The organism is Pseudomonadota bacterium (assembly GCA_037200975.1).
Taxonomy (GTDB): domain Bacteria; phylum Pseudomonadota; class Gammaproteobacteria; order Steroidobacterales; family Steroidobacteraceae; genus CADEED01.
The window spans coordinates 1,424,672-1,441,148 of record JBBCGI010000001.1; the positions used below are offsets into that span (position 1 = coordinate 1,424,672).

The window sequence follows — 16,477 nt, forward strand, 5'->3', positions numbered from 1 at the left end:
TTACGCCTTTACCGCGCCGAAAGTCAGCCCGCGCACGATGTGCCGCTGCACCAGCAGCACGGCAATCATGACGGGCAGGAATGAAATGACACCGAATGCGCTCATCTGGCCCCAGGCGAGCGCGTTGTCGCCCACGTAGCCCGCAATCGCGACGGGCACCGTGCGCGCCTTCAGCACGGTCAGCGTGAGCGCATACAGCAGCTCGTTCCATGCGTAGATGAAGACGAAGATTCCGGTGATGACCATGCTGGTCACGGACATCGGCATGACGATGCGCACGAAGCGCTGCAGCAGCGTGCAGCCATCCACCATCGCGGCGCGCTCGATCTCCTTCGGCAGATCCTGGAAATAGGCCAGCATCGTCCACACCACGAAGGGAATGGCGGCCGCCGTATTCGAGAGCACCAGGGCGAATCGCGTATCGATCAGACCGAGCTCGCGGATGAGCAGGTAGTAGGGAATCGCAAAGCTCACCGGCGGAAACAGCCGATTGACCAGGATCCAGACCAGCAGCACGCGGTTCAACCGGAACGGCAGCCGGATGCGGGCGAGTACGTAGGCGGTCGCCATGCCGATTACCGTCGCCAGTATCGTGCTCGCTATCGCGACGACCGCCGTGTTGAAGAGGTAGTGACGATTGAAAGGATCGGTGACCACCGCGCGGTAGTGGTCCAGCGTCAGCTCCGAAGGCAGGAAAACCGCGGGTGACGTGAAGAAGTCTCCCTGGTGCTTCAGCGAGCTCAGGATCAGCCAGTAGATAGGGAACACGAGCAGCAGCAGGAGCAGCACGAGGCCGAGATACGGCAGGGGCGTGCGCAGCGCCCTAATCATGCAGATAGGACTTGCCGCGCGGAACGGCCTTGAGCAGCAGCCAGATCGACGGCGGCAGCATCAGGAGCAGGAAGATCCAGGACGCCGCCGCCGCCTGCGGATACTCGAGGAACCGGCTCCCGAGCCGGACGATGAAGAGATTCAGCGTCTGCGTGCTGGCGCCCGGGCCGCCGAAGGTCATCGCGTAGATGAAATCGAAGGTCTTGAGCAGGTCCATCAGGCGGATCATGCCGATGATCAGATAGAGGTGCGCCAGCATCGGCAGCTTGATCTGCACCAGCAAACGCAGCGGCGAGGCGCCATCGACTTGCGCCGCGCGAAGCGGCTCCTGCGGCAGCGACAGCAACCCGCCGATCAGGATCATGGCGACGACCGAAGTATTCGTCATGATCTCCACGACCAGCACCGACGCCATGGAAGTCTCGGGCGAGGAAATCCACGGCTGCGGATTGAGGCCGAAAAACCCGAGCAACGCATTCACCGGTCCGTACTGCACGTTGAAGAGCAGACGCCACAGAATTCCCGTGACCACCGGCGGCACCATCAAGGGAATGAGCAACACGACTCGCGATATCCCGGACAGGCGCCCGCTCAATCGTTCGTTCGTCAGCAGCAGTGCCACCAGCGTTCCCAACACCAGTTCGGCAGGCAGAGCGACGAACGTGAAAACCAGCGAGCGTCCGACGGAAGACCAGAACTCGGCATCGGCGAGCACGGTCGCGTAGTTGTCCAGTCCCTGGAGCTCGACGGCGGCATCCGGCGTGCGGATGTCCCAGCTGCACAGACTGATGTACGCCGAGTACAGCAGCGGAAACAGATAGGCGACGCAGAGCGCGACGATGCAGGGCGAAAGAAAAAGGTACGCCGTGAATCGATCGTCGCGGTAGGCGGACGGCGATGTCCCCATGCGGCTCATGACCCGGCGTCGACGTCCGAATAATCGTAGTGTGGCGGGCCGGGCAGCGACTTGAACAGGCGCGTCCAGAGCTCAGCCGCCGATGACACGGCCTGTTCCGGCGTGACCTGCTTCGTCAGTGCGCTCGACCAGATGGCCCCCGCCTGCACGAACCACTGGATTCCTTTCGGGTGGCCGAGAAACCCCGGATGAAACGAAGCGGCCGCGGCCGAGCTCACGGCGTCGATGCCTGGGAATTGCGCCGCGACGGTGGGATCGCCGAGCACCGAGGTACGGGTCGAATAGATCCCGTGCTCGAGCATCAACTCCCTGGCGCTCTCGCGACGCGTGATGCGCTCGATCCACGCCCAGGCGGCTTGTTTGTTGCGCGACCCCGCCGACATGGCCAGGTGCCACCCCACGTAGCCACCAGGACCCGGTGGTTTCATCGCCGCCCACTTGCCGGCGATGCGCGACTTTCGCGGGTCGTCCAGATTGCGCTGGATGTAGTCAGGCCACTCGAGCAGAAAGGCGGCTTCGCCATTCAGGAATACCTGGTCCGCCTCGGCGATATCCATGGCGAACACGCCGGCCGGTGCGTAATCGAAGAGTTTGCCGACGAGTGCGAGCGCCTGTGCCCCCTCGGAACCGCCAAACCGCGGCTCACCGGTCGCGGTGAACAGCGATTGCCCCGCGCGCTCCTTGAATGCGGCAAAGAAATATTTCGAAAGCTGCACGTTGACGCCGGCCGCGACGAATCCATGGAATCTCGCCGCGCTCACGGCGCGGGCCGCTGCGATCAACTCTTCCCATGTGCGGGGCGGCGCGATGCCTGCCTTCTCCAGCGCGTCGGCGCGATAAAACAGCACCATGGAGCGGCCGGTCAGCGGTATGCCATGGCGCCTGCCCGTCGCGGGGTTGAACCCCAGCAGCCCGTTGAGCCCCTGGTAGTCGCCGATATCGAAATGCGATCCGCGGATGTACGGATTCAGATCTTCCAGATACGCGCGGATGTTGCCGTCCCAGGCCTCATCCACATCGAATACATCGTAGCTGCCGGAGCGCCCGATGAAGTCGCTCATCATCTGGTCCTGCATCTGCTCCCAGGGTGTCTCGACGAACAGCACCTCGCCGCCGGTTTCGGCCTTGAACTCCCGTGCGAAACGCCGGTACCCGGCAAGCCTGTCTACCGCGCCTGCCTGCACCATGTGAATGAGCGTGATTCCATCGAAGGCGCGCCGCGCGTTGGCCTGAGGCGTTCCCAGAGCGAACGCCACGATCAGGCTAACTACCCACGCACGGCCTGCCCTCACCAGCGGTATATCCAGCCCGCGCCGATGGTCCGCGGCCGCACCGTGAAAGTGGATCCCACCGCGGAGCCGCCGACGCCCAGCGCCGACAGGTCATACATGAACGGATGGACGTTGCCGACGTTGTTCACGTAAATGGACCACTCCATGCCACCGATGCCGAGTCCCGCCCGGAAGTTGAGCATGTTATAGCCCGGATTCGGCTGGAAGACCGTGGTTTGACCGATATCGCCCGGGTGATCGAGGTTGGTGTAGGGCCCGTTGTTCTTCGGGTGGTACTGATCGTCGAGCCGCACATACGCATCGTTCTCGCCCATCTTGAATGCGTATTCCAGCGAGGCGGCGTACAGCCACTTGTAGCTGTAGATATAGAGCTGGTCGCCCTTGTAGATGAAGGGCACGGCCGGGTTCTGCCCCGTCGTGGTCTTGGTGGACTCGGCATTGGTGTAGCCGACGTTCAGGCCGAGGTGCAGATTTTTCGTCAGGCTGGCATTGACCAGCAGGTCGAAGCCCTCGGTCTTCGCGCCGCCGATATTGGCGACGAAGCCGGACACGCAGGCGGGCACATAGATGTACTGCTGAACCCCGGACCAGTCGCCGTGATAGATGCTCGCGTCGATGGCGAGACGGTTGTTGAACAGCCGGTTCTTGGAGCCGACCTCATACATCCACATGACATCCGACTTGTACGAGCTCGGCGTACCATTCGCGCCCAGCTCATCGAGCGCCTCGAGGCAGTCCGGCGTCGGGATCTGGCCCGCATTGCCGCCGCCCATGCGATGGCCCTTGGAAGCACTCGCGTAGAACAGGTTGTTGTCATCCGCTTCGAAGTTGATGCCGATCTTCGGCGTCCACACGGATTCTTCCTGCTCTCCGTCACTGCTGCTGGGCGGACCGACGAAGGAGACCTGGCCTTCGAGCCGGTCGGTGAAGCTGCTCTTCAACTTCGAGTACCGCGCGCCGGCAACCACGGAGAACTTGTCGGTCAGTTGATAGTCGATCTGGCCGAAGCCGGCGAGCTGCCGGTCGCGCATGTTGTTCCAGCGCGCGAAGGTGTAGATATCTTCGAACAACGGCCCGCCCAGGCAGTCGATGAGGCCGCATCCCCAATACTGCTGGAGCGAGGCATCGAGCCCGGGGCTGGGCGTGGCTTCGTACACGTCCTGCTTCAGCTGCGAGTAGTAGACACCGGCGGTCCACCGCAGCTTCGCCTCCGGATCATTGGACTGCAGGCGGATTTCCTGCGTGAAGACTCGCTGCCGGTTTTCGTACGCCACCGGTTGCAGGAACTCGGTAGTTAGCGGCACGTCGATGGGCGGCAGCCCGTCCTCGAACCACGGCCAGAGCCAGAAGTGGGTGAAATCGAGCTGGTAGACATCGTCGCGCTGCATGTAACCGGTCAGCGAGGTCAATGTGGTGGCGCCGAGGTCCGCCTCGATCTTGAGCGAAGGCAGGAAGAACTTGTCGTCCACCGGCGTGAGCAGCGCATTCAGGTTGCGGAAGTCTCCGGCACCCGGACGCGAGCCGCTCGGATCGAAGAAGCCGCTGTCCTCGATCTTGACCTTCTGATAGATGACGGACGGCGTGATGCGCAGCGACTCGTTCGGCGCGAATGTCATCGCGCCGCGCAGCACGACGCTGTCGGAGCGGTTGGCATCCTTCTCCTTGGCGCCGCCCGGCACGATGCTGTCGTGATCGATGTAGCCGCCATCGCGTCGATACCAGGCGCTGAAGCGGTAGCCCGCCTTGTTCTCGACGATCGGACCGCCGAGCGACACGCCAGCTTCGTAGCCCAGATCGCCGCCGTCGGTGGAGCCGACGTCGGCGCGTGAATAGCCGCTGCTCTCCGTGAGGCTGGGCTGCGCGCTGACAAAACGCACGGCGCCACTTTGCGCGCCGGCACCGAACAGTGTTCCCTGCGGACCGCGCAGCACCTCGACCCGGTCGATGTCGAAAATCTTCGGCGGCCCGATGCCGACGAGATCGAGGATTCCGATACGCAGCTGGATCGGAATGTCGTCGATATAAACGCCGGCGGAAGCGGAGCCCGCGCGCGAGAACATGCCGCGGATGGTGACTATCTTCCGGGCGCCCGTGTCGAGGCTGTACTCGACTCCGGGCGTCGCGGCGATGATGTCCTTGAGGTCGCGCACGCCCATGCGATCCATGGTCGCGGTGTCGTAGGCGCTGATGCTGATCGGCACCTTGCTCGCGAGTTCGTTGCGCTTCTGCGCGGTGACGACGATTTCGTCCAGCCCTTGGGCGTCATCGGCCGCGTACACACGTGGCAGCGCGAGCGTGGCGGCGAGCATGAACGCGGTGATCAGCGCTCCCGAATTCCGAGCTCGACGCTGAGTATCTTTTGTCATTGTGATCTACCCCTGAAGTGCAACGCGACGTTCTCCAATTCAGTGTTGATGAACGTTTCATGGATTGCCAGCACGCGCTGTTTCACTGTGTGAAACACGAAACGGGAAGTTCGCCGTGGCGGCGTTGCCATGGCCATCGTAGAGATACACGAACAGCCGATACGCACCGGGATCGCGCGGCGCCGTGAAAGTCACCGCCTGCGCATCGCCGTCACGAATGCTGTCGGGTATCACCGCGGGCGGGGCGCCTGTCAGCGACTTCGACTCGGCGCGCACTTCCCAGCGCGCGCGCAATTCATCGCCATCCGGATCGCGGGCTTCCACGAAGGCGGACTGCAAGGAGTCGGGACTGACGGTGGACTGCGCGACGCTCGAGTGCAGCGCCAGCAGCCGCGGCGCGAGATTCGCCGGAGACTTTGCCGTCCAGGCTTGCGTCATCGCCTCGACCGCGCCGAGCCGTTCGTTGCCGCCGCCCGGGAGAAACATCTCGTACCAGGTGTGCGTCACGACGATGGCGGGCTCGATACCCCAGAAGTACACATACGATCCGAGTGAGTTTTTCTGCGGCGCAACCGCCTCGCGATACGCGCGCGCATAGAACTCCGCCTTCTCGGTGCTGGTGGGTTCGAGTGGCGCGCCCCAATCGGTGACCGGCACCTGGCCCCAGGGACCGGGCGGCCCGAATTCAGTGAGGACATAAGGCTTCGTCCAGCCCCAAGTTTTCAAGCGATCGGGCAACGAAAACACGGAGCTGTACGAGTTCACGCCCAGCGCATCGATGCTGGGACAGAAGGCGCGCAGCGCATCTATCTTCTCCTGCGTCACTTCCGCAAGCACGGTGATGGTCGGATGACGCGGATCCTCGCGACGAACCATCGCCGCCACCGCCTCGACCGTGCGCCACAGATCGGCGTTCGCACCCTCGATCTCCATTTCGTTGCCCACGCCCCAGAGCAGCAGCGCCGGATGATTTCGATGGCGACGCACGTAGGTTCGCAGGCGCGAAACCAGGCGCTTCACCTGCCGCGCATCCGAGTAGTCGAAGCCCTCGCTGGGATGCGGCAGCCACAAGCCGGCCGTGACAGTCAGACCGCGCTTCGCAGCTTCGTCGAGGGCGACCGGATCGATCGTTTCGTGTCCCCAGGTGCGAATGGAGTTGCCGCCTGCCGCGACCAGCTCATCCAGAAAGGTCCATCCACCGCCGCCCCGTATGTAGTACGGCGCTCCATTGCGCTCGAGGGAGTAGCCACCCTCCGCGCTTGCGACGATGCGCACGGTCGGCGGCGCGCCAACCGCGCCGACGCCGAACGTCAGCGCACAAACGAGCACAGCCGCGATTCGCGCAATCATGCGTTGCATGAAACTCGAAGCCACGCTGGCATGCCATCACTTGTCGTTTCGCCACGTGAATCGCGCGGCCGCAGTCGCGCGTCGCGGCCATGCTAACGTCCGCGCGAGCTGAAAGCCGCCGGGAGAAATCGCTTGAAAACACTCCTCATCGTCCTTGCCCTGCTCGTCCAGGTGCCGATCGCCGCGGCGGATACAAAGAATCTGACGGTCGACTTCGCGAAGGAAACGGGGAAGATCCGCCCTGTCCACGACCTGCACAGCGGACCGCTCGCCGTACGCGGCTCGGTCGACCTCACGGCGGAATACAAGGAGCTGGGCGTGCGCTACATACGCACACACGATACGCCGTGGGTCTACGACGCCGCCGGCGACATGCACGTCATCTTCCCGAACCCGTCCGCCGATCCGGACGATCCGCGCAGCTACAACTTTGCCACGACGGATCGATATCTCCAGTCGATCGTCGACCTGGGCGCGCAGATCATCTTCCGCCTGGGCGAGAGCGCGGAACTCTCCAAGGTGAAGTACTACAACGCACCGCCGCGCGATTACGACACGTGGGCGAAAGTCAGCGTCAACATCGTGCGTCACTACAACGAAGGCTGGGCCAACGGGTACAAGTTCGGCATTCGCTACTGGGAAATCTGGAACGAGCCCGACATTCCGAATTTCTGGGCGGGCACCAAGGAGCAGTACTTCCGGCTGTACGAAGTGACGGCCCGCGCTCTGAAGAAACACGATCCGTCGTTGAAAGTCGGCGGGCCCGCGCTCGCTTCGAATCTCGATTTCCTACGGGCTTTCCTCGCGTACAGCCACGAACGCCAGCTGCCGGTCGATTTCGTCTCGTGGCACAACTACGGCGTGCGGCCGCATCTGATACCGCCGCGCGCGGCGCTCATCCGCAAGCTCGTGGACGAGGCCGGTTATCCGCATGCCGAGTCCCACCTCAACGAATGGAACTTCTTCCCCGGGGACTGGAACCGGATGCACGTCGAACCGCTGTACACCAAGCAGATTTTCGAGCGCATCCACGGCGCGGAGGGCGCCGCATACGCAGGCGCCATGCTCACCCACCTGCAGGACAGCAGCATCGACATTGCTAACTATTACACGGGAACCGCTTTCTTCTGGGGTCTGTTCGACAACCACGGCGTGCCCTACAAGGGCTTCTATGCCTTCCGGGCGTTCCGCTGGATGCTCGACACGCCGGTGCGTGTCGCGGCGGATGGCACCGAGGGCTCGGACGAAGTTTCCTTCGCGGTGCTGGCGGGAATGGCGCAGGACCGCGCATCCGCCACGCTGATGATCAGCAATCAGGTCTCGACCCACGAACGGTATTCCGTGAATCTCCAGAACACACCCTGGAAGAAAGGCGCGACTGCCGAGGTGTACCTGCTGGACGGCAGCCACGATCTGACCCAGGTGGAATCCGTTGCGATCGAACTTGGTCAGGCGCTGGTCTTGAAGAACGTGGCCGCGCCGTCGCTCAGCCTCATCAAGATCAGGGCGCGCTGAACCTCAGGCAACGGCCTCGGCCGCGCTCGCCACGCCCGCCAGCGTGGTGGCGATGATCTTCTCGTCGTGTTCGGAAGACAGGAACCATGCGCCGCGCTCCAGCGCGCGGACGCCTCGTTCGAGCAACGCCGTGGTGAACCTGACGTAGCGGGCGCGATCGATCGGGAAGGTGTCGCGGAACGAGGCGACGGGAGTGGTGACGCCGAAGGCCACGTGGAATATTCCCGGGAACCCCTGCACGCGCGCCGGAATTCCGGCTCTCTGCAGGATGTCGTCGATGCCCGCCATCAGTTGCCGGCCGTGTTTTTCGATGGTCGCGTAGACATCGCCCCTGGCGAGACGGCGCAGGGTCGCAACGGTGGCCGCCATGTTGACGGGATGGGCATTGTAGGTGCCGCCGTGCAGTACCCGGCCCGAGCCGAACAGGTCCATGAGATCCGCGCGCCCCGCGAGGGCCGCGACGGGAAAGCCGCTGGCAATCGCCTTGCCGAAGGTCGCGAGATCGGGCGTGACGCCGAACAGTCCCTGCGCACCCGCGGCTGACAACCGGAAGCCGGTGATCACTTCGTCGAAAATCAGGATGGCACCCTGCCTGCTGCAAGCAGCGCGGACGCCCTGCAAATATCCCTCGTGGGGTGCGATGGCGCTGGTGTTGCACATCGCGGGCTCCATGATGACCGCGGCGACGTCGCCCAATGCCAGCCGCCGTTCGACGGCGCCCAGATCGTTCCAGGCCAGCACTTCGAGATTCGCTCCACACAGGATGTCCTGCCCCAAGGTGCCCGGCACCTTGTTAGGACGCTCCACCGGCCCGCACTGTTGCGCGGACGGCGTGACGCTCCATTGAACGTTGTCGAGCCAGCCGTGGTAGTGGCCTTCGAATTTGATGACGGTGTGTTTTTGCGTGGCCGCGCGCGCCAGCCGCAGCGCGGCCTGGATCACTTCGGTCCCCGAGGAGCCGAACCGCACGCGCTCGGCACAGGGCACTAACTCGCACACGAGTCGTGCCGCCTCGAATTCGATCTCGGTCTGACCTGCGAACAGGATGCCGCGCTCGAGCTGCTCGCGAACGGCGCCGATCACTTCTTCCGGTGCATGCCCCAGGATCATCGGGCCCATCCCGAGGTAGTAGTCGATCAGACGGTTGCCATCGGCATCGAACAGGTAGGGACCCTCGCCCCGCTCGATGACGAGCGGCGTCGGAGAAATTCCCAGGCGAAAATTGCTGCTGACGCCCCCGGCGAGGAACTGCGCTGCGGCCGACATGCGCGAACGTGAGCGCTCAAAGGTATTCAGGGGCATCGGTACATCCATGCTGGTGACGAGACTGGAGCACCACATAAATGGCTGAAATGCGCGGAAAAGACGAGCCTCGGGTGTTTCGCCACGCGGAACGCGGGCGCTCGATTCAACGGTTGACGTGCAACGCAGCCTCGAAGCCCAGCTCGGCGGAGATCGAGCGTGCCTCGGTGACGATGCGCGGCGTCATCTGCTGCTTCCAATCTTCCCGGATGTTGGCGGCAACGGCCGAAACGCTCAGGCCCGCGATCACCGACCCCGACGCATTGAATACCGGCGCCCCGACACAGAGGGCGCCATCTTCGTTCTCGCCATCGTCTTCCGCGAAGCCGAGAGAGCTGATCGTGTCGAGCTCCGTGAAGAGATTCTTGCGTTCGAGAATGGAGCGGCGCGTGCGCTGGCGAAGCACGCGTGGCAACGCGGCGGTGCGCGATTCCGCCGACATGTTGGCGAGCATGACCTTGCCGATCGACGTCGTATGCACGGGATGCCGGCTTCCCACCCGCGCCTGAAATTTCGTCGCAGCGGGGGACTGAATGATTTCCAGGTACACAATGTCCGACCCTTCGAGCACACCCAGATTGACCGTCTCACCGGACAGATTGCACAGCGTCTGCATGTGCGGCAGGCAGACCTTGCGCAGCCGCTCCATCTCGTTGCCGAGGTTGATCATGCCGACGATACGTGTGTCGATGCGGTAGAGGTCGCGTTCCTTCTCGTAGACGATCATGCCCGCGGACTGAAAAGTCCGCAGATAACGGAATACGGTGGTCTTCGGCAGACCAACGAGAAGCGCAATCTCCTTGAGCGAGAGCGGCTCGGGATGCTGGCCGACACACTTGAGAACGTCGATGGCCTTCAGCAGAGGCTGGACGATATAGCGTGGCATGTGGGCGATGATCCTAGCGCGACGCGTGGCGCAAGGGAAAAGTCATGCGCCGCGCAGACGCAGTGAATTGCTGATGACCGAGACGGACGAGAAGCTCATCGCCAGCGCCGCGATCAGCGGCGAAAGCAGGAGCCCGGTAGTTGGATACAACACGCCCGCCGCAATCGGAATTCCGAGTGCGTTGTAGCCGAATGCAAACGCGAGGTTCTGCCGGATGTTCCGCACGGTCGCGCGGCTCAACTGCCGTGCGCGCACGATACCGTTCAGGTCGCCTTTGACCAGGGTCACCTGGGCGCTCTCCATGGCGATGTCGGTGCCCGTGCCCATTGCGATGCCCACACGTGCGCGTGCCAGCGCGGGCGCGTCATTGATGCCATCGCCCGCCATCGCCACTTTTCGGCCTTCGTTCTGCAGCTTCTCCACGATGCGGGCCTTGTCGGCAGGCTGAACCTCCGCGATCACCTCGTCGATGTCGAGGCTCTTCGCGACTGCTTCGGCCGTGCCGCGCGCATCGCCCGTGAGCATGACGATGCGGAGCCCGTCCGCGCGCAACGCCTTGAGCGCCGAGGGGGTCGTGTCCTTGATCGGGTCGCCGACGGCGATGGCGCCGGCGAGTTTCCCATCTACCGCCACGAACATCACGGTGCGTCCCGAGGCCCGCTGCGTATCGACTTCCGACTGCAGACTCTCGACGACTGCGCCCACATCTTTCATCAGCGCGGCGTTGCCCAATGCCAGAGTTTTTCCCGAAGACCTTCCTGTCACGCCCTTTCCCGTGACGGACTGGAAATCCGATACCTCGGCAGGTGCGACTTTGCGCCGCGTGGCGCCCTCGACGATGGCGCGCGCCAGCGGATGCTCGCTCGACTTCTCGAGCGCGGCAGCCAGGCCGAGGATTTCGTCTTCGGACCACGGCGCAACGGCCATCACGCGGTGCAACGCAGGTTTGCCCACCGTCAGCGTGCCGGTCTTGTCGATGACGAGGGTGTCGATCTCGCGCAAGGATTCGATGGCTTCGGCGTCTCGAAACAACACGCCCAGCTGCGCGCCCCGCCCGCTCGCGACCATGATCGCGATGGGCGTGGCCAACCCCAGCGCGCAGGGACAGGCAATGATGAGTACCGCGACCGCGTTGACCAGCGCATAGGCGAGCTGTGGCTCCGGCCCCAGGAACCACCAGCCCAGGAAGGTCGCCGCCGCGATGACGACCACCGCGGGGACAAACCACCCGGAAACGACGTCCGCCAGGCGCTGCAGTGGGGCGCGACTGCGCTGGGCCTGTGCGACGAGAGCGACTATTTGCGACAGCAAACTATCGGCGCCCACGCGCTCCGCCGCCACGACGACCGATCCGGTCTGGTTGATGGTGGCGCCGACCACGCGATCACCGGGACCTTTGTCGACCGGCAGCGGTTCCCCCGTCAGCATCGACTCATCGAACGTGGAGCGGCCCTCCACGATGTGCCCATCCACCGGCACCTTTTCGCCGGGGCGGACACGCACGCGATCGCCCACCGCGATCGCATCGAGCGCCACGTCTTCGTCGGTGCCATCCGCGCGCACACGCCGCGCCGTCCTGGGTGCCAGATCCAGCAGCTGGCGGATGGCAAGACTCGTGCGACCGCGCGCCCCGAGCTCGAGCCACTCGCCTAACAACACCAGCGCGACGATGGCCGCCGCCACTTCGAAATAGACGCCGACCATCCCGTGCGCATCGCGCATCTCGGGCGGAAAGGCTGCCGGATCGAAGGTGGCGAACAGGCTGAAGACGTACGAAACGAGAACACCGAGACCGATCAGCGTGTACATGTTGGGTGAGCGATGCGTGACGCCTTGCCAGCCGCGCCGGTAATAGTCCGCGGCCGCCCACAGGATGACCGGAGCCGTGAGCAGCAACTCGGCAAACCTCAGTATCGAAGCCGTGGCAGCCGAGAGGTGCATGTCGAACAGATGGGGCAGCATGGCGATCGCGACGACCGGAATGCTCAAGGCGGCGGAAATCCAGAACTTCTGCCTGACCGTTCGCAGCTCCGAGCCGTCCGCCATTGCAGTGGGCATGAGAGGTTCGAGCGCCATGCCACAGATCGGACAAGAGCCCGGACCGGTTTGACGGATCTGCGCGTGCATCGGGCATGTGTAGATCACGCCCGCCGACCCACTATCACCTTTCGCGCTGCCCGCGGGCACTTCCTTACCCGATCACTTCGGTTTGCGGAATTTCAGGAGGTAGCGGTCCGTCTTGTCGTGCAGACCCTTTTCGAAGACGGCGGTCTTGTGATCGTCGGCTGAATTCGCGATGACGTCGCTCGAGCCGACGAACTCGAAGCCCGCCGCCATCACTTCCGTTTTCACGGCGTCGGGATCGCTGCGATGCAAAGTCGAAGTGACGGTGAAACCCGTGCCCTTCTCGGCGGCGTGGTCGATGACGATGTAGATGCCGCCTGGTTTCAGGCTCTGGAACACCGTCTTGTTGAACGCCGCGACGTCGATGTTCTGCGCATTGTGCACGTCGTGATAATTCTGCGACGTCCAGACCATGTCGAGTTTCTCGGGGAGCTTCAGCTCCGCGACCTTCTCCACGGACACGGTCACATTCTTGTAGTGGCCATCGGCGGCGATGGCACGCACGGCTGCCGCAGGTTCCGGTCGATCCGCGGGCGCATCCGGCCGCTTGGGCGGCGCGACCGCGAAGACCTGGCCTTTCGGCCCGACGACACCGCTGAAAATACGCGTGAAATAGCCGCCGCCCGGCAGCAGGTCCGCGATGCGCTGGCCTCGTTTCAGTCCCGCGAAGGCGATGGACTCCGCGGGCTTGCGGTCCGCGTCGCGATCACGGTCCGCTTGGGGCCGTGCAGGATCGGCGACTGCGGCGGAGATGGCTTTGGGAACCACGGGAAGTTCGGCGGCTCCTGCCGACGCCAGGGTTACGAAACAAATGGCGGCCGCGAGTGTGGTGGTCGATCGATGGCGGAAGCCGATATTCATGATGGTTTCTCCGTTCAGTCGATTGCGATGAGCACGAGCTCCAACGATGGTACGCCTTCGCCTACCAACAGGGCCCTTGGGAATTGAACGTACTCCTCACCGCGGACTTGACATCCGCCGCCCGCGTTTGAACAGTGGGGGAGACGACAGAAAATGAAAACCGTCCGCGATGAGACTGGAGGCCTTATGCGAATGAAGTTCCACCTGACGGCTGCGCTCATCGCGGCGCTGCTGCCGGCGCCGTTCGCGATTGTCCTCGCACAGGACGCCAACATCCTCCAGCCGGTAGCCCAGCTCGAAAAACTGCTGGCCGCCGAGCCGTTGGTGATAACGCAGGCCGAGATCAGCAGGCCGAAAGCAAAGGGCGACATCACCTTGCGTGCCGATGTCTCTTTCGGTGGCGCACCGCCGCTGCGCGTCAAGCTGCGCAAGGCGGAACCCGGCGCGGAGTCCTTCAACAACGTGCCACGTTATGATGTTGCGGCTTACGAGCTGCAAAAGCTGTTTCTCGATTCCGCCGAGTATGTTGTGCCGCCCACGGCACTGCGCATGGTGCCGGTGGTGGACGTCGCGAAGTATTCAGGCGATGTCACGCGGACCTTCATTGCCGCAGACCAGGTCATGTGTGTCGTGCAGTACTGGCTCAGCGACATCTCGGTGATCGCAGATGTCTACGATCCGGAGCAATTCGCCAGCGATGCCGTCTACGCACGGCACATCGGCCAGCTGAACATCTTCACTTTCCTGATAGAACACCGCGATTCCAACCTGGGAAATTTCATCATCAGCAAGGAGCGCAAAGGCGCACGCGTCTTTTCGATCGACCACGGAGTCGCGTTCGCCTCTACCGACAGCGATCGCGGCGAGCTGTGGAAGGTGATGCGCGTGAATCGCCTCCCGGCCGACACCGTCGAACGGCTGCGCAAGATCACGCCGGAGATCCTCGATGAGCGGCTTGGCGTCCTTGCGCAATGGAAACTGCAGGGCCGGCAATTCGTTGCCGTACCTGCCGGCCAGAACCTGTTCCCCACCAAGGGAGTGCGTCGGCGCGGAGACTTCTTGCAGGTGGGCCTGACCCGTTCCGAGATTGGCGCGTTGAATCGGCAATTGAAGAACCTGCTCAAGCGGATCGACAGCGGTGAGATTGCCGTGGTGGGCGCAACTTCATGAGGTATCCGCCGATGTCTGCGCCGCGCCGTTTCGCTCCGCGAGCATTGTTGGTCGTGCTGCTCACGACCATCGCCTGCGCCGGTCCGCGGCAGGCATGGGCACAAGCCGCGCAGGTGCAATGGAGCGGCGTCGACCGCGTGATCGCTTTCGCGGATGTGCATGGTGCGTACACGGAACTGCACTCACTACTCCGCGATACCGTCGTGCTCGACGCCGAGGACCGCTGGGCCGCCGGGACATCGCACGTCGTCAGCCTGGGCGACCTGCTGGATCGTGGCGCGGATTCGCGCAAGGTCCTGGACCTGCTGATGAAGCTGCAGCGCGAAGCACAGACGGCGGGTGGAAACCTGCACGTGCTGCTCGGCAATCACGAGGTGATGAATCTCCTCGGCGACCTGCGTTACATCGATGCCGCGGAATACGCGCAGTATGTGGACCTGGAGCCGGCGGCCGAGCGCGAACGGCAGCGCGCGATCTGGCAGCAACAGTGCACGGCGCCCTGTGCACCCTTCGATCAGAAATTTCCGCCCGGCTATTTCGGGCATCTCGCAGCCTTTGCCCCCGCGGGCAAGTACGGCCAGTGGCTGCTGACCCTGCCCGTTGCCATCACCATCAACGACACACTCTTCATGCACGCCGGTCCGTCACGCAGCCTGCAGGGCCTCACGCTTCCGGAGTTGAACGTCCGTTATCACACGGCGTTGACGGACTATCTAGGCTCCGCCGCCCGACTCGAACAGGCGAAGCTGCTGCTGGCGGGCGATGACTACGGCGCGCGTTCCAGGCTTGCCAACGAGCGTCTTGCGAAAATTCCGCCCGAGAACGTCGAGGCGGGGGTGAGGAACGCGATCCAGCGCCTCGACGCACTGACTAACAACCCGCTTCTCACGGAGGCCGGACCCAACTGGTATCGCGGCACGGCGCTGTGCAATGAGGTGTCGGAAACCGACGTGCTTTTGCCCCTGCTGAAACAGTTCGGCGCCACGAAACTGGTGATCGGCCACACGCCGACCCGCAATTCGCGGGCGGTCACGCGGTTCGACGGTCGCGTCGTGAAGCTCGACACCGGCATGAATCCCGTGGCGTACAAAGGTCGCCCCACGGCGCTCATCCTGCAGGCGTCCGGGCTCACGGCCCGCTACGCAGGTTCCAGCGATGCGGCTGCACCGCAACCCGAAGGCCTGTTCGTCGCGCCGAACCAGCTCGACGATGCCAGCGTGCTGGCGGCGCTGCGCGATGGCGAGGTAGCCGTGACGGGGCCTCGCGCCCCGAATGAACTCGACGTCGCGGTGGTTCTCGATGGCCGACGCATTCCGGCGGTGTTCCTGGTGCGCACGGCGGGCGCGGCGCGCAAGGAAGTCGCGGCCTTTCGTCTGGACCGGCTGCTGCAACTGGGGATCGTGCCGGCCACGGTCGAGCGCGAGGTGCAGGGGCAGCGCGGTGTGCTGCAGGCTCGTCCGCTGAAATGGGTGACGCAGGCCCAGCTGCAGCAGCGGCAAGCATCGCTCGGCGAGGGTTACTGCAGCGCCGAGTCGCAATTCCAGCTCCTGTACGCGTTCGACACGCTCATCGGCAACGAGGAGCGTACGGCCGAGTCGATCCTGTTCGATTCGAACAATGCACTCGTATACGGCACGGCCCACGATCGCGCGTTCGGCACGACGCGCGGCCTGCCCGCCTATCTAAAGACCAAGCCGCCAACACCGGGTGCGGAATTGCGCCGCCGCCTGACTACTCTGGACGACGCCGCACTGCGGGCGTCACTGGGCGAGCTGCTCGATGCGCGCGGACGCAGTGCCCTTCTGTCGCGTCGCGATGTCCTGCTCGCACTGCCGGTATCCGCGGTGGGAAATTCTCCGTGATC

At 63.8% G+C, this 16,477-nt stretch carries 12 protein-coding genes; 3 read left to right on the forward strand and 9 right to left on the reverse strand.

Translation table 11 applies throughout. The annotated features are described in order from the left end of the window. Genes WDO72_06395 through WDO72_06415 form a run of 5 tightly spaced genes read right to left on the reverse strand, consistent with a single transcriptional unit; the run spans nucleotide 1 to nucleotide 6,764 of the window. Entirely contained in the window at nucleotides 1–831 is an 831-nt protein-coding gene (locus WDO72_06395; protein MEJ0085291.1) for a carbohydrate ABC transporter permease, read from the reverse strand. Beyond that, nucleotides 824–1,738: a sugar ABC transporter permease gene (locus WDO72_06400; protein ID MEJ0085292.1), complete on the reverse strand. Its 915-nt coding sequence runs from the start codon at nucleotides 1,736–1,738 to the stop codon at nucleotides 824–826. Before WDO72_06400 ends, WDO72_06395 begins: the two co-directional genes overlap by 8 nt. A 5-nt stretch (nucleotides 1,739–1,743) precedes the next feature. After that, nucleotides 1,744–3,039, reverse strand: coding sequence for an extracellular solute-binding protein (locus WDO72_06405; GenBank protein MEJ0085293.1), 1,296 nt, complete (start codon nucleotides 3,037–3,039; stop codon nucleotides 1,744–1,746). Beyond that, nucleotides 3,036–5,405 (reverse strand): TonB-dependent receptor, encoded by a 2,370-nt coding sequence (locus tag WDO72_06410; GenBank protein ID MEJ0085294.1) that lies wholly within the window; start codon nucleotides 5,403–5,405, stop codon nucleotides 3,036–3,038. Before WDO72_06410 ends, WDO72_06405 begins: the two co-directional genes overlap by 4 nt. Nucleotides 5,406–5,462: 57 nt before the next feature. Further along, nucleotides 5,463–6,764 (reverse strand): glycoside hydrolase family 2 TIM barrel-domain containing protein, encoded by a 1,302-nt coding sequence (locus WDO72_06415; protein ID MEJ0085295.1) that lies wholly within the window; start codon nucleotides 6,762–6,764, stop codon nucleotides 5,463–5,465. A 123-nt stretch (nucleotides 6,765–6,887) separates the two neighbouring features. Between WDO72_06415 and WDO72_06420 the strand changes: the two genes are divergently transcribed. Then, a complete protein-coding gene (locus WDO72_06420; protein MEJ0085296.1) occupies nucleotides 6,888–8,270 on the forward strand; it encodes a hypothetical protein in 1,383 nt (460 codons plus the stop codon). Nucleotides 8,271–8,273: 3 nt separating this feature from the next. On the opposite strand, the gene WDO72_06425 is transcribed toward WDO72_06420, so the two are convergent. The 4 genes from WDO72_06425 to WDO72_06440 all read right to left on the reverse strand — a co-directional run bounded on the left by WDO72_06425 (nucleotide 8,274) and on the right by WDO72_06440 (nucleotide 13,443). Continuing rightward, nucleotides 8,274–9,572 carry an aminotransferase class III-fold pyridoxal phosphate-dependent enzyme gene (locus WDO72_06425; protein ID MEJ0085297.1) on the reverse strand — a complete coding sequence of 433 codons (1,299 nt, stop codon included), beginning with the start codon at nucleotides 9,570–9,572 and terminating at the stop codon, nucleotides 8,274–8,276. A 106-nt stretch (nucleotides 9,573–9,678) separates the two neighbouring features. Beyond that, a complete protein-coding gene (locus WDO72_06430; protein ID MEJ0085298.1) occupies nucleotides 9,679–10,458 on the reverse strand; it encodes an IclR family transcriptional regulator in 780 nt (259 codons plus the stop codon). Between the two features lie 42 nt (nucleotides 10,459–10,500). Next, nucleotides 10,501–12,585: a copper-translocating P-type ATPase gene (locus tag WDO72_06435; protein ID MEJ0085299.1), complete on the reverse strand. Its 2,085-nt coding sequence runs from the start codon at nucleotides 12,583–12,585 to the stop codon at nucleotides 10,501–10,503. A 72-nt stretch (nucleotides 12,586–12,657) separates the two neighbouring features. Further along, nucleotides 12,658–13,443 (reverse strand): methyltransferase, encoded by a 786-nt coding sequence (locus WDO72_06440; GenBank protein MEJ0085300.1) that lies wholly within the window; start codon nucleotides 13,441–13,443, stop codon nucleotides 12,658–12,660. 186 nt (nucleotides 13,444–13,629) lie between these two features. On the opposite strand from WDO72_06440, the gene WDO72_06445 reads away from it, so the two are divergent. Continuing rightward, the gene (locus tag WDO72_06445; GenBank protein ID MEJ0085301.1) at nucleotides 13,630–14,613 is read left to right on the forward strand and encodes a hypothetical protein; all 984 of its coding nucleotides are present in this window, start codon (nucleotides 13,630–13,632) and stop codon (nucleotides 14,611–14,613) included. Nucleotides 14,614–14,624: 11 nt separating this feature from the next. Continuing rightward, nucleotides 14,625–16,475, forward strand: a complete 1,851-nt coding sequence (locus WDO72_06450) for a metallophosphoesterase (protein MEJ0085302.1) — start codon at nucleotides 14,625–14,627, stop codon at nucleotides 16,473–16,475. Nucleotides 16,476–16,477: the final 2 nt, after the last annotated feature.